Annotated in this window: 13 protein-coding genes; 11 read left to right on the top strand and 2 right to left on the bottom strand. The window is 41.4% G+C overall.

All coding sequences use genetic code 11. The features are described from left to right. Window positions 1–18: 18 nt before the first annotated feature. Window positions 19–264, bottom strand: a complete 246-nt coding sequence (locus tag V7127_RS00855; RefSeq protein WP_335482904.1) for a DUF2164 domain-containing protein — start codon at window positions 262–264, stop codon at window positions 19–21. A 59-nt stretch (window positions 265–323) separates the two neighbouring features. Next, the gene (locus V7127_RS00850; protein WP_335482902.1) at window positions 324–1,304 is read right to left on the bottom strand and encodes a glycerophosphodiester phosphodiesterase family protein; all 981 of its coding nucleotides are present in this window, start codon (window positions 1,302–1,304) and stop codon (window positions 324–326) included. A gap of 142 nt (window positions 1,305–1,446) precedes the next feature. Between V7127_RS00850 and V7127_RS00845 the strand changes: the two genes are divergently transcribed. The 11 genes from V7127_RS00845 (at window position 1,447) to V7127_RS00795 (ending at window position 13,432) form a co-directional block, all read left to right on the top strand. Further along, on the top strand, window positions 1,447–1,911 hold the full coding sequence (locus V7127_RS00845) for a hypothetical protein (protein WP_335482900.1): 465 nt from the start codon (window positions 1,447–1,449) through the stop codon (window positions 1,909–1,911). A 317-nt stretch (window positions 1,912–2,228) separates the two neighbouring features. Further along, entirely contained in the window at window positions 2,229–3,866 is a 1,638-nt protein-coding gene (locus tag V7127_RS00840; RefSeq protein ID WP_335482898.1) for a urocanate hydratase, read from the top strand. Window positions 3,867–3,902: 36 nt separating this feature from the next. Further along, window positions 3,903–4,994: a DUF917 domain-containing protein gene (locus V7127_RS00835; protein WP_335482896.1), complete on the top strand. Its 1,092-nt coding sequence runs from the start codon at window positions 3,903–3,905 to the stop codon at window positions 4,992–4,994. A gap of 33 nt (window positions 4,995–5,027) precedes the next feature. Then, complete coding sequence (locus V7127_RS00830; protein ID WP_335344619.1) at window positions 5,028–5,675, top strand: ABC transporter permease; 648 nt, start codon at window positions 5,028–5,030, stop codon at window positions 5,673–5,675. A 30-nt stretch (window positions 5,676–5,705) separates the two neighbouring features. After that, window positions 5,706–6,593, top strand: coding sequence for an ABC transporter substrate-binding protein (locus tag V7127_RS00825; RefSeq protein WP_335482894.1), 888 nt, complete (start codon window positions 5,706–5,708; stop codon window positions 6,591–6,593). Window positions 6,594–6,671: 78 nt separating this feature from the next. Continuing rightward, the gene (locus V7127_RS00820; RefSeq protein ID WP_335482892.1) at window positions 6,672–7,655 is read left to right on the top strand and encodes an ABC transporter ATP-binding protein; all 984 of its coding nucleotides are present in this window, start codon (window positions 6,672–6,674) and stop codon (window positions 7,653–7,655) included. A gap of 20 nt (window positions 7,656–7,675) precedes the next feature. Continuing rightward, window positions 7,676–8,317, top strand: a complete 642-nt coding sequence (locus V7127_RS00815) for an ABC transporter permease (protein WP_335344616.1) — start codon at window positions 7,676–7,678, stop codon at window positions 8,315–8,317. Between the two features lie 38 nt (window positions 8,318–8,355). Further along, window positions 8,356–9,135 carry an IclR family transcriptional regulator gene (locus tag V7127_RS00810; protein ID WP_335482890.1) on the top strand — a complete coding sequence of 260 codons (780 nt, stop codon included), beginning with the start codon at window positions 8,356–8,358 and terminating at the stop codon, window positions 9,133–9,135. Between the two features lie 2 nt (window positions 9,136–9,137). After that, window positions 9,138–10,511 (top strand): dihydroorotase, encoded by a 1,374-nt coding sequence (locus V7127_RS00805; RefSeq protein WP_335482922.1) that lies wholly within the window; start codon window positions 9,138–9,140, stop codon window positions 10,509–10,511. A 3-nt stretch (window positions 10,512–10,514) separates the two neighbouring features. Then, entirely contained in the window at window positions 10,515–11,720 is a 1,206-nt protein-coding gene (locus V7127_RS00800; protein ID WP_335482888.1) for a M20 family metallo-hydrolase, read from the top strand. 119 nt (window positions 11,721–11,839) lie between these two features. Continuing rightward, a complete protein-coding gene (locus tag V7127_RS00795; RefSeq protein ID WP_335482886.1) occupies window positions 11,840–13,432 on the top strand; it encodes an HAL/PAL/TAL family ammonia-lyase in 1,593 nt (530 codons plus the stop codon). Window positions 13,433–13,934 lie beyond the last annotated feature (502 nt).

The following is a 13,934-nucleotide window of genomic DNA, read 5'->3' as shown; positions in this document are numbered from 1 at the left end:
CCCTTTTATAGTGACCCATTATTTTCTAATTGGACGTTCTAGTGTTAATAATTCATCTTCCAGAGAAAACAATTGCTGGCTGACTAAGTGTTTAACATCTGAAACAGCAGCATTATAAAAATGTGGAGCAAGTGATTCCTTAACGAATTCTAATACACTTTCAGCAGCAAATTCTGATATTTCCTCATCCCTCTCTTGTGAAAAGAAATATTGAATGTCTGCAATCATTAATTGTTGTTGATCTTTTGTGAGCTTAAAAAACATAGAATAACACTCCTTCAAAAAATTATTATAGTTAATTGGATATAAACAAGGTGATTAGTTTATCTAGATTGAATAATAGGAGCTATTATCTCAATACTGTTAGTCCAAATCCCGCCGTCATAATTTTTGGGAAGGCGTTCTAAATCTTGTTCTTTATCAAAACCTTCCGACCATCCGCCATCACCTGCCACAACGATGACTCTAGAATCAACCTTTTCCATCCGATTTACAAACTTATTTGCCCATCCCCATATCCAAGGAGCGTATTTCTCTGGAAGATGTATTTGTGTATGATGACAGGATGAGGGGACATATCCTGTCCAGCCAACGGCGATATAAGGCAGCATGCAGCTTTTCAGAGTAGCTTTTGACATGACACGGAGATTTGGAAGACCTTCTTTTAATGTCTCAATTGGCAGATCACCCCCATAAACTGTTAGTTGACTTAAGCGTTCCTTTGGCAGTTCTGAAAGATATTTTGCAAGCTGCACTCCTTCTTCAGGGTCATTACTTTTTATATGTATGAGAAATGACTGATTCGGAAAAAAGCTTAGCACTTCATCAAGTGTTGGCATTAGCCCAACGCCTTTACCACGAAAGGGATACGTTTGCCCGTTATCAAATGTATACCCATAGCCTATATCTAATTGTTTTAATTCTTCCATTGTGTGCTCTCTCGTAACACCTTTTCCATTCGATCGGCATTCAAGAGTCCAATCATGGAAAACAGCAAATTTCCCATCCTTCGTTAATTGAACATCAAATTCAACGATGTCAGCACCTGCTTTAAAGGCAGCTTCCATTGATGGAATCGTATTCTCCAAAAATGGATGTTCAGGTTCATAAATCCTTTCGGCCGTACATGTTTCACCAGTGATTCCTTCCATTGGGAACGTTTGGGCCATTCCTCTATGTGCTAATAACAATGGGGCCTCCTCTCTGGCTTTCGAAAATAGAGAACTATTATTAAGAAACATGAAAGCTGATAAAATCAATACAAATATAGAAAACCTTTTGGCCACTCGTTTAAACTTCTTCATAATTCCTCCAATATTACAATGGACATACCTTCCAATAGTTTAGCATAGAAAAATAATCAGAAGCTCTGCTTATTTTGTGCAAAAAGAGTTTAGCGAGTAACAAAGTTCAACTATTTCCGTCCAATATTATGGGGGGATGGAAATGAATAGAAAACTACTGCTGTTATTCCTGCTAATGGGTATGAACCTGTTGGGCTGTTCTAAAGGGAATATGTTAGAAGAGAAGCCGCCAAATGCATTGATTAAAATTAATAATGATATGTATGAAACGACATTAGGCACTTATTGCTGGAATGGGAAAGGTGTAAGTACTTGTGTTGATACGGCTGGGCCAATTGAACTTTTAGAAGGCAAAAAGCCAATAAAAGTAAAGCCTGGTGAAAAAATTACATTTGTGATGGAGTATGATCCTAAACCAAACGAATACTATGTGGTCCAGATACATGGGAACGAGGAACATGCAATTGAGGTTATAGATTATAGTTTTTCGGCACCTGCCGAAAAAGGAGTTTATTATTATTCGTTTGGAGTATGGTGGATGGATGAAAAGGTTGAGCATTTATCACATGGAGACGCATTTTATGCTTTTGCTTTAGAGATAGATTAAAAATTAATACTCATTAAAAAAGGTTGCTCCAGTTAAAGTTGGCGGTAACCTTTTCGTTTTCTTCTTAGAAGAAATGCCTTCCAAATACATATCAATCTTTGGGACTAACAAACTATTAATTGACACTTCTTCGGTCAGATGTTACCATCTTAGTGGAAATAAACCAACTAATTCCATGGGGATTATATAAATAAAGCGACAGGAGGCAATTTTTCAATTGACTATTGACGAAATATTGTTTAATATTCGAATAAAATGAATAGTTATTTATCACTATATGATAATCGATTGTCACGATGTAAGAAAGGGTGGGTGTTATGGAGAGAATTACGGCATTTCGGGGCACAGAACTTCGTTGTAAAGGTTGGCGTCAAGAGGCTTTGCTTCGCATGTTAGAGAATGTGCTAGAAAATGGGGAAAACCAGAAAGAGTTGGTTGTATATGCAGCGCTCGGTAAAGCTGCCCGTAATTGGGATGCTTACCACGGAATTGTGAAAGCACTTAAAAATATTGAAGAAGATGAGACATTAGTCATTCAGTCCGGTAAGCCGATCGGAATTTTGAAAACACATGCTTTCGCACCACTTGTCATTATGGCCAACTGTAATATCGTAGGAAAATGGGCAACGAGTGAGAATTTTTATGATTTACAAGAAAAAGATCTGATTATGTGGGGCGGGCTGACAGCGGCTGCATGGCAATATATAGGTTCTCAAGGTGTGATTCAAGGCACATATGAAATTTTTGCCGCAATTGCGGAAAAGCATTTCAATGGAAGTCTAGCAGGGAAATTTATTTTAACGGCAGGACTTGGAGGAATGGGGGGAGCACAGCCACTCGCGGGCGTCATGGTCGGTGCGGCCATTCTTGTTGTAGAATTCGATGAAGCACGCGTCGATAAGAGAATTGAAGACGGTTATTTACAAAAGAAAACACATGATTTGGATGAAGCATTAGGCTGGATTGAAGAAGCTGTTTCTAAAAATGAAAGTGTGAGTGTGGGTCTAGTTGGAAATGCAGCGGATATTTATCAAGAGCTTGTGAGACGCAACATCACTCCGGATATTGTAACAGACCAAACATCAGCACATGATTTATTGTATGGCTATATTCCATCAGGCTATAACAAGGAAGATGTGAAGCGTATACGTGATTCAAATCCGGCTAAGCTCGAGCAAGATGCGCGTGCATCCATTGCCAGAGAAGTTGAGTCGATGCTTGCGCTTAAAAGCCGTGGTTCAATTGTGTTTGATAACGGCAATAACATTCGTACTCAAGCGTATCAGTATGGCGTTAGTGATGCCTTTGATATCGATATTTTTACTGAAGCCTATTTACGCCCCTTGTTCAGCCGGGCGATTGGGCCGTTTCGTTGGATCGCTTTGACGGGTAATGAGGATGATATTCACACGATCGATAACTACATATTAGAACATTTTAAAGAAAATAAAATTGTTACGAATTGGATTTCACTCGCTAATCAATACGTTCCCTTCCAAGGATTGCCCGCACGAATCGGCTGGTTCGGCCATGGTGAAAGAACAGAGTTAGCACTCGCAGTTAACAAGATGGTTCGGGATGGGGTATTAAGTGGCCCGATAGCATTCTCCCGAGATCACCTTGATGCAGGAGCGATGACACATCCAAATATTATGACAGAAAGAATGAAAGACGGAAGTGACGCTATTTCTGATTGGCCACTTTTGAATGGGATGTTAAGCTGCTCATCGATGGCCGATTTAACAGCAATTCACTCAGGTGGAGGCGGGTATTCCGGATATATGACGAGTGCCGGAATTACACTTGTTGCTGACGGGACTGTTGAAGCGGATATCCGGTTGAAGCATGCGTTAGATAATGATACGAGCTTAGGGGTACTAAGATATGCAGATGCCGGCTATGAAGAGGCGCTCGATGAAATTGATAAAAAAGGAATTCAACGGATTGTATTATAAGCTAAGAATCAATTGATAAAAGAGGAGGAGAAACAGATGCGTGTTTTAACGATGGATGATGTGAAAGCGGCGGTTGCAGGTGGGTCTGTGTATGCTTCAGGTGGTGGTGGATGGGTCGATCATGGTCTAGAAATTGGTGGTGCGGCGGTTACGATGGGACAACCGAAATTGGTGTCTGTCGATGAACTTCCGGATGACGCGCTCATTATTACTTGTACGGCGATTGGTGCACCAGCTGGAAAAACAGATTGGCAAATGTTGGGTATCGATTATATTAAAGCAGTCAAGTTACTGATAGAGAACTATGAAGGAAAAATTGTTGGTGTAATGACACCGCAAAATGGAATGTCAAGCTCAATCAACGGCTGGCTACCAGCAGCAATGCTTGATTTGGTAGTAGTTGATGCAACAGGAGATATTCGCGCTCATCCAACAGGTAAGATGGGACAGATGGGTGTAGCAGCCGACCCTCATTTTGAAACAATTCAAGTTGTTGTTGGCGGGAAGAAGGAAACTGGATCTTATATCGAGCTTGTCGTAAAAGGAGCACCGGCCAAAACTTCAAATATATTACGCACTGCTTCTGATATGTCAGGCGGATTTATCGCTTCTGCGAGACTTCCACTCCCTGCAAGCTTTATAAAAGAGAATGCTGCGGTCGGCGGAATTTCAATGGCGATCGATCTTGGCAAGGCGATCATTGAGGCTGAACCAAATGGTGCGGAAGCGGTCATCCAAACGATTTGTGATAAGACGAACGGAGAGATTTTAGGGCGGGGAAAGGTTATTTCCACATCCGTTGAATATTCAGGTGCTTTTGATATCGGTCAAATAGTCGTTGATGTGCCAAACAATCCACTAACATTGCATGTAATGAACGAATTTATGGCAGTAGATGATTCACAAGGTAATCGTTTGACGACTTATCCTGATGTGATTACGGCCATTTCAACTGAAACAGGTAAACCGCTTAGTGCTGGTGCATTAGATCCAGGTGTAGAGATTGCAGTATTTCGAATTCATAAGAGCCATATTCCACTTAGTTCAAGTGTACGCGATGCATCCGTTTATCCTGATGTCGAGGCTGCTCTAGGTATTCAGATTGCTGATTATGCATTAGAGGAATAAAAGCATTAGTACAAAGTGGAAAGGAGGATACTGGTGGAACTGATTTTGAAAGCATACGAATATTTAATAAAAAACCATAATCGATTTTTAGAGGAGCTGCAAGTTCATTTAACCTTAAGTTTTTCGGCGCTCATTCTTGGTTTACTTCTCTGTGTTCCACTTGGGATATGGTGCGCAAAAAATCCAAAAGTTGCAGCAACGATTATGAATACGGTCAATTCCATTCGGGTTATTCCGAGTCTGGCTATCCTTGTTATTATGCTGCCACTGATTGGAACTGGATTTTTACCGGCTCTTATCGCATTGACAGTGTTAGCCTGTCCTCCGATCCTTATTAATACATTTATGGGGTTTCGCGGAATTGATCCTGCGATTCTCGAATCTGCTACTGGGATGGGAATGAGCGAAAAGGCGGTGTTAAGGAAAATTGAGTTCCCGCTAGCGATGCCCCTCGTGATTGCTGGTGCGAAAACATCGAGCGTGGAGGTTCTTGCTAGTGCATCGCTTGCGGCGTTTATTGGAGGCGGTGGGTTAGGAACATTTATTATTAATGGATTAAGCATGTATAAATTTGAAGTGTTGCTCGTCGGTGCCATCCCGATTGCGTTATTAACGATATTTTCAGAGGTTATTTTTTCAGTGATTGAGCGTATGACAACGAGGTATCAAAGAGATTCATAGGGAAGAAAACTATTTTAGAGGAGGTTTATCATGAAAAAAAAATCATGGATTGTTCTAGCAATTGTACTTGTATTTTCTTTGGCACTTAGTGCTTGCAGTGGTTCTTCGAAAATAAAGGTAGGTTCGAAAAACTTTACGGAATCGCTCATTTTAGGTGAAATGTACGCATTAGCATTGGAAGATGCAGGATTTAAAGTAGACCGAAAATTGAATCTTGGTGGAACACTTGTTGCTCATGAGGCACTAAAGAAGGGTGATATTGACGTGTATCCTGAATATACAGGTACTGGGCTCCTTAATATTATGGAGGAAGAGCCACTCTCTGATCCACAACAAGTGTATGATATGGTTGCTGATTTTTATAAGAAGGAATTTGATCTTGTTTGGTTAACTCCTTCAAATGCGAATAACACACAAGCAATCGCTGTATCGAAAAAAGCATCGGATGAATATGGAATTAAGACTCTATCAGACCTTCAAGCAAATGCAGAACACATCGATTTTGCGGCAGTTCCTGAGTTTGAAGAACGCGAAGACGGACTGCTTGGAATGAATCGGGTATACGGGGATTTTAATTTTAAAAGTCTAAAGCTTTATGACTATGGAGTCAAATATCGTGCTGTATTAGAAGATGAAGTACAAGGGACAGTTGCGTTTGGAACAGATGGTGATTTAACGAATCCAGATCTAGTTTTGTTGGAAGATGATAAACATTTATGGCCACCATATTTTGTTGCTCCAGTCATTCGCCAGGATACATTAGATAAGGATGATAAAATCAGGAAAATCTTAGATGATATCTCAGCGAAACTAGATGATAGCACGATGCAGAAATTGAATGCGGAAGTGGACATTAATCAGCGTGAATATGCGGATGTAGCAAAAGAATTTTTACAAAATGAAGGTTTGATTAAATAATCTTATATTCAGCGGGAATGCGGAAGTTCTCGCTGAATGAATCTTTACTTTATAGATGTAGAATTGAGGGTGAGAGGTTTGACGAAGAATGCCATTGTTTTTGAACAAGTGATCAAACAGTTTCCTAATGCGGCAAAACCGTCCGTGTATGAAACAAACCTCACGATTGAAGAAGGTAGCTTTGTCACGATCCTGGGTGCATCTGGCTGTGGAAAGACAACATTGTTGAAAATGGTAAATCGGATTCATGATATGACATCTGGGAAGATTTTTGTGCATGGTAAGGACATTATGGACATACCTGTCACTGAACTGCGGCGCAATATTGGCTATGTCATCCAACAAATTGGCTTATTTCCGCATATGACAATCGCTGAAAATATTGCGACTGTTCCAAAGGAATTAGGCTGGGATGCGAAAAAAATCAATGAACGAATTGATTTTTTACTAGAGTTGATTGAGTTGCCACCTGAGGATTATCGTAACAGATATCCGCGGCAATTATCTGGTGGACAGCAGCAGCGTGTTGGACTGGCTAGGGCTTTGGCTGGCAATCCGTCGATTATGTTAATGGACGAACCATTTGGGGCGATCGATGCGATTACTCGAAGCACATTGCAAGATGAAATGATTCACATTCAACGCAAACTAAATAAGACCATATTGTTTGTTACACATGATATTGATGAGGCGCTGAAATTAGGGGATAAAATTGTGATTATGAACGAAGGAGTCATTCAACAATATGACACACCCTTAAACATCATTACGAATCCAGCAAATTCTTTTGTTAGTGAGCTTGTTCATTCAGAGGATGTCGTGCAACATCTCAGTCTAATGAGAGCTGATCATGTGATGGTGCCACTTACTGATACGATCGACCCTCAAGAAGTAAAGGTGGATCAGGCTGAGAATTTGAAAAAGGTTCTCTCACATATTTTACAGGCACAAAGCGATTCAGTCATTGTGACAGCGGAGGATCAGACACCGATTGGACGAATCACATTGGCTGAGCTTAAAGGTTATATTGCGGGAAGTAATCGCTCAAAAGCCGCTCTATAACGCAAAGGTGGGAAAAAACTATGTTTGACTATTTAATCAATCAATATGATCGTATATTGATGTTATTTTTTCAACATCTTATGCTTACTGTTATTTCACTAAGCATCGCCTTGCTGATTGCTCTACCAGTAGGAATATTATTATCCCGAAAAAAGTGGCTTTCAGTGCCGGTTTTGTCGATTCTCGGCATCTTATATTCGATTCCTAGTTTAGCAATGTTCGCCTTCTTAATTCCAATTGTTGGATTGGGCTTAAAACCGGCAATTATTGCCCTCATTGCCTACTGTCAACTCATACTCGTCCGCAATGTCATGGTTGGATTTCAATCCATCGATCCAGCGATTATTGAAGCGGGCAAAGGAATGGGACTTGCCTCACTTCGATTGTTTTGGAAAATTGAATTTCCACTCGCTTTACCGGTGATTTTAGGCGGCATCCGAATCGCCACCATTTCGACCATTGGGATCGCCACGATTGCCGCATGGATCAACGCTGGTGGACTCGGAGTTATTTTATTTGAAGGACTTTATCAAAATCATACTCCTAAAATGATCTGGGGTACCATTTTTGTATCCCTGCTTGCGATCGCAGCTAACCAGTTATTATTAAGTTTAGAGAAACGCTCTGCCTTAAAAGTAAGAGGTGAACTCGTATCGAAGTAGTAGAACATATTGATTATCAGCAAGCGAGGGATAAAGCGGTGAATATAAACAAAAATCAAACGATCGAAAGAGCATTAGATATTATTTTTTCTTTAGCCGAAGTGGAGACGAACTTGACTGTGAGTGAAATCGCGGAGAAAGTCGCCATTCCAGAGAGCACCGCTTATCGACTAATCAAAACATTAGAGAATTATGGAATGGTCGAAAGGAAATCAGTCGGACAAATCAGGTTAGGTGTGCGCATACTTGATTTGGCAAGAAGTTTACAGCAACAAATGGATCGGGAATTAATTACGATTGCTCGACCGATCATGGAAATGTTAACGGATAAAGTAAATGAGACGTCCTTGCTTTGTGTGAGGTCAGCAACAGAGGTGATCTGTGTGCAAAGTATAGAAACACGTCAAATCCTTAGGTTGTCTGTTGAAATAGGAAAAATTTTACCGCTCTACCGTGGGGCTTCAGGCAAAGCGATTTTAGCATTTGAAAAAAAACAAACAATCTCGCAATTAGTCCAAACAATCTCAGACGAAAATCTACGACAAAACATTCAGTCAGAAATAGAGGAAATTAGATCGCAAGGCTATTGCCTGACGTTCGCGGAAGTGGATACAAATATATTTGGTTTAGCAGTTCCTATATATGATAAAGACAAACGTGTCATTGCTTCACTGACAGTCGCTGGACCAACAGATCGATGGACGAAAGAAAACAGTGAATTATTTGTGAATACTGTCGTGTCCTCAGCAGAAGAAATCTCGAGGCAGCTAGCTTGCGTTTCTACTGCATCTTTATATAAGGGGGAGGAAGGTAATTGACCATGTTACATACGGAATTCGATCTGTTGATTAAGGGTAACGTTGTTTTACCAGACCGTATCGATTATGAGTCGACTATAGCAATTAAAGATGGGAAAATAAGCCACGTTTCTAAAGATAATACAAAACTGTTTGGCAAAGAAACGATTGATGCATCGGGAAGTTATATTCTCCCGGGTGCGATTGATGCGCATGTTCATTGCTTTAGCTCGCTTGCGGAAGGTTTTACGAATGCAGGCAAATCGGCTGCTGCCGGTGGCGTAACAACGATGATTGAAATGCCATATGATGCAACAGGAATTGTTTGCACTGAACAGCTTTTTTTGGAAAAAGCGGCTAGGTTAGAAGAAGAGGCAGTTGTTGATACGGCCTTATTGGCAACGATTCCTAAAGAAGATGGTTTGGATGAAATTACAAAACTGGCTCAAGCAGGTGCCTGTGGCTTTAAAGTATCAATGTTTAATACAGATTCTTTCCGGTTTCCCCGTATTGATGAAGGACAATTATTGGATGCTTTTGATGTCATAGCGAAAACTGGACTTCCCGTCGGGGTTCATGCGGAAAATGATGATATTGTCAGGAGATATTTACGTAAATTTGCAGATCAAGGTATGGCGGATCCTCGTGCGCATGGTTATAGCCGACCGAAAGTGGCGGAATCCGTTGCAGGTTTAACAGCGATGGAGTTGGCGTATTATACAGGAGTAAAGCTGCACTTATATCATAGCACTTTTAAACGGGTCTTTGATTTCGTTGACTTTTATCGCTCACAAGGTGCAAAAATCACAGCAGAAACATGCTCACATTACTTAACTTTTAACGAAGAAGATCTGTTGGAGCTTGGTGCTAGAGGGAAAATCAACCCACCGCTGCGCACGAAACAAGATGTAAGCGATCTATGGGATCTCATTGCATCTGGCAGAATCGATATGGTTACATCAGACCATGCTCCTTGGACGTTAGACCGAAAAGCAAGCAGTGATATTTTTCAAAACGCATCAGGTGCGCCAGGTGTTGAAACATTATTGCCGATCATGTACAGCGAAGGAGTTGCATCGGGGAAAATAACGATATTAGATCTCGTACGTGTACTTTCAGAAAATCCAGCAGCAACTTTCGGATTAGACCATTGCAAAGGTCGCATCGAAGTTGGAATGGACGCTGATATCGTCATTTTGGATCCACAGCAGTCGTATACCTTGGATGAAAAAACTTTACATTCCAGCGCAAACTGGAGTCCGTATCACAACCGTAAAGTATACGGAAAAATAGTGAACACATTTGTTCGCGGACAGAAGGTATATAACGAGCACGGAGAAGTAGTAGGAAAAGCAGGCGATGGTCAGTTTGTCAAAGCAGTGCATAAGGGGTTGTGAAGCATGAGCAATTCATTTCACCTGCATCCTAATCGAGATCGTATTCAACGGGACATATTAACGTTGGCAGAAATGGTTGATAAAACGAAACCTGGCTGGACACGAAGGCCGTTTACACCATGGTATAAGCAAAGCCGTGCATGGTTAAAAGAGCAAATGGAAGCATGTGGGCTGGATGTCAAAACAGATGCTGGTGCTAATCTGATTGGAACAATGGCTGGTACGGATGACCATTGTAAGCCAATCATGATCGGATCTCATACGGATACCGTCACTGGCGGAGGCCGGTTTGATGGGATCATTGGTGTTGTTGCTGGACTGGAAATTGCTCGCCGCTTGCAGGAAACGGGAACTAGACTGCGCCATCCACTTGAAATTGTTGATTTCACAGCGGAAGAACCAAGTGAGTTCGGAATATCGACTATTGGAAGCCGAGCAATGGTTGGTCATTTATCACCCGAGATGATGGAACGGACGGATCAATCAGGGCTAAAGTTGAAAGATGGGATTCAAATGATGGGGGGAGCGCCCAATCGAATCGCTGAGTTCACTCGAAAACAAGGGGATGTCAGCTTGTATTTGGAGCTCCACATCGAACAAGGCCCCGTTTTAGAACAATCGAATAAGCAGCTTGGAGTTGTGACCGGGATTGTTGGCATCCATCGTTATCGAGTTATCGTTGAAGGAAAACCTAACCATGCGGGCACAACCCCGATGAATATGCGATTCGATGCATTAACAGGCGCATCACAACTCGTGTTAGAACTGGAGAATTTATGCAAAGCGACATATGCGGACCCGGTGGTTGGCACAGTGGGAAAATTAATGAATGAACCGAATGGAGCGAATGTTGTTCCTGGACGCGTCACATTTGAATTGGAAGTTCGCTCGCTTGACGCGGGAATTATCGAGACAATCATCGATAAATTCTCTCGTTTTTCTAATCATATCGCCGCATATCGGTCTCTAGAAATTAGTTTAGATAATTTATCAAAGTCTGAAGCGATTCGTGTTCTTCCTGAAATTCAGGACAAGATTAGTAAAGCATGTGCCGCTGCTGGAAGTACAATGTATTTACCAAGCGGTGCGGGCCATGATGCGAATCAACTGGCAAACATTGCTCAAGTGGGCATGATTTTTGTTCCTAGCCGTGATGGCAGAAGTCACTGCCCGGAGGAATGGACAGATTATGTTGATGTTGCACGTTGAATCGAGGCAATGGCAAGAGCGCTACTTGAATTTGATCGTAGTATATAGTCCATTTCTAATTTTCTACTACTCTAGCTAGAGCGCTTATTATAACTATTTCACAAGTGGGGGTGAAACATGTGTCTAGTCAAACTGGGGAGCTTATAATAGACGGGCAATCATTATCATATAATAAGATTGTTGAATATATTGAAAATCCGAAACTGCAAGTTTCCTTGTCAGCTCAAGCAAAAGATCGAGTAAAACTGTTCCGTTCTGCCGTAGATCAATGGTTGGTTGATGAGAAAAAAGTGATTTATGGTGTGACAACTGGTTTAGGTAAATTAAAGAATTTTGTCGTTGATGAATGTAATCAAAATGAATTTCAGCGAAAGATCTTACTTTCACATGCTGTGGGGCTTGGTCCAAATTTTCCAGATCCAGTCGTTCGCCTTGCTATGTTATTGCGAGTAAATGTACTTGCCCGTGGTAATTCCGGGGTAAGAGTTGAATTTATTGAGCGAATTCTGCAGTTGTTAAATAAAGGTATCTATCCGTGTGTACCTCAAATCGGCTCATTAGGGGTCGGCGATTTACAGGCAATGGCGCATATCGGTTTATGTATCATTGGGGCCCCGGAAGGAAGGGCTCGTATCCAGGGGGAAGAGGGGAAAATCGCTGATATTTTGGCTAAGGCACAAATATCTCCCGTCCGCTTTGAAATGGCATCAAAAGAAGCATTGGCTTTAATTGACGGCAGTACGATGGTGCTTGCTGCAGCAATCTATACTTATTATCAAGTTCAGCAGCTTTGTAAAGTTGCTGATATGGCTGCGGCCTTAAATATCGAGGCAAGTAGAGGGGAATTGAATGCACTTGATCCCCGGATCCACGAAGCGAACAATCTTCAAGCAGAGCAGGAAACAGCACGAGTGTTGAGGGAATTATTAGAAGGGAGCCATTGGACAACGGATGAGGGAAGAAAACGATTAGGTGAATTCTCGCCTCGTGTCCAGGATGCAGTGAGCATACGATCTACGGCCCAAGTCCATGGAGCAATTAAAGATGTGTTGCAATATATCCAATCTATTTTAGATAAAGAAATGAATGCCGCGAAGGATAATCCGTTAATTTTCCATAATGGCGTGAATTTTGAAAGTATAAGCGGTGGAAATTATCATGGGGCACATCTTTCATATGCGCTGGACTTTATGGGGATTATCATTACAGATTTAGCTGTTATATCTGAGCGAAGATCCGCTCGTCTGCTCGATCCAGCTATGAGCTATGGTTTACCGGCAAATTTAGTTGCAAATGCCGGGTTAAATACTGGGTTTGCACTTGTTCATGCGAACGCTACGGCAATCATCGGCGAGATGAGGCTATTAGCAACGCCAGCAAGTGTAAATTCAATCCCTGCAAAAGGCAATCAAGAAGATCATAATAGTATGGCGATGGGAGCCGTTCGTAAGCTGACCCAAATCATCGAACATGCCCAACAAGTACTGGCGATTGAACTGCTCCTTGCAGCGCAAGCCATCGATCTTATTGCGGACGAAATGCATGATTTGCCGATGGGAATAGGCACATCAACTCTCCATCGTTGGATTCGTCAATCAATTGAACCAATGTGGGAAGATCGGTTTATCCTATCAGATCTGGAGAAAATGATAGAATTTGTAAAAAACGGCCAGATTGTGGCGCAATTTCCGCAGCGGAAAATTTCTGCGTAGAATGAAAGTGGTCGGTAACTTCGGATTTGTAAGCCAGCATTAGGAAGAGCTTGCCCCCTAAGCCGAATGGGGCAAGCTCTATTCATAATTAAACCATCACTTTATACATCTTTTTCGTCTTCGCTATCCTTCTTAACAATCCCTAAATCGCCACTGGAAACGGATCTAAATTCCTTCACTTTGTATAACTTGAGCATTTATATCGCGGTGTTTGATGAAACAGCAGGTCCTATTTCCTTAATCACTGAAGTGGTTAAAACACCTTATATAGATAGTAAGAATGATTAAAGTCAATTTGGAAGATTAATAATTGGAAAGTGAAGCCTCAATTAGTAATATATTGGGGCTTTTTTTATAGAATTAGGTTTAAGTAGACTATGAAGTATTCATGACGCTAGTTTTGTATGATACAAGAAGAAAACACTAGCTATAAAGCGTTCATGGGACTCGCTTTGTATGAGACCAGAAGAAAACCCTCACCATAAGTGTTCATGACGCGTGT

The organism is Bacillus sp. JJ1773, from assembly GCF_036962035.1.
In the GTDB taxonomy this organism is placed as follows: Bacteria; Bacillota; Bacilli; order Bacillales; family Cytobacillaceae; genus Cytobacillus.
Note: the sequence above shows the minus strand (reverse complement) of the source record. Positions and strands in the feature narration are given on the sequence as shown.

What these genes read in the sequence shown, in the direction of transcription:
- V7127_RS00815 (WP_335344616.1), top strand. Translation starts at nt 7,676, where the DNA reads ATGTTTGACTATTTAATCAATCAATATGATCGTATATTGATGTTATTT.
- V7127_RS00825 (WP_335482894.1), top strand. Translation starts at nt 5,706, where the DNA reads ATGAAAAAAAAATCATGGATTGTTCTAGCAATTGTACTTGTATTTTCT.
- V7127_RS00840 (WP_335482898.1), top strand. Translation starts at nt 2,229, where the DNA reads ATGGAGAGAATTACGGCATTTCGGGGCACAGAACTTCGTTGTAAAGGT.
- V7127_RS00850 (WP_335482902.1), bottom strand. Translation starts at nt 1,304, where the DNA reads ATGAAGAAGTTTAAACGAGTGGCCAAAAGGTTTTCTATATTTGTATTG.
- V7127_RS00845 (WP_335482900.1), top strand. Translation starts at nt 1,447, where the DNA reads ATGAATAGAAAACTACTGCTGTTATTCCTGCTAATGGGTATGAACCTG.
- V7127_RS00805 (WP_335482922.1), top strand. Translation starts at nt 9,138, where the DNA reads ATGTTACATACGGAATTCGATCTGTTGATTAAGGGTAACGTTGTTTTA.
- V7127_RS00835 (WP_335482896.1), top strand. Translation starts at nt 3,903, where the DNA reads ATGCGTGTTTTAACGATGGATGATGTGAAAGCGGCGGTTGCAGGTGGG.
- V7127_RS00800 (WP_335482888.1), top strand. Translation starts at nt 10,515, where the DNA reads ATGAGCAATTCATTTCACCTGCATCCTAATCGAGATCGTATTCAACGG.
- V7127_RS00855 (WP_335482904.1), bottom strand. Translation starts at nt 264, where the DNA reads ATGTTTTTTAAGCTCACAAAAGATCAACAACAATTAATGATTGCAGAC.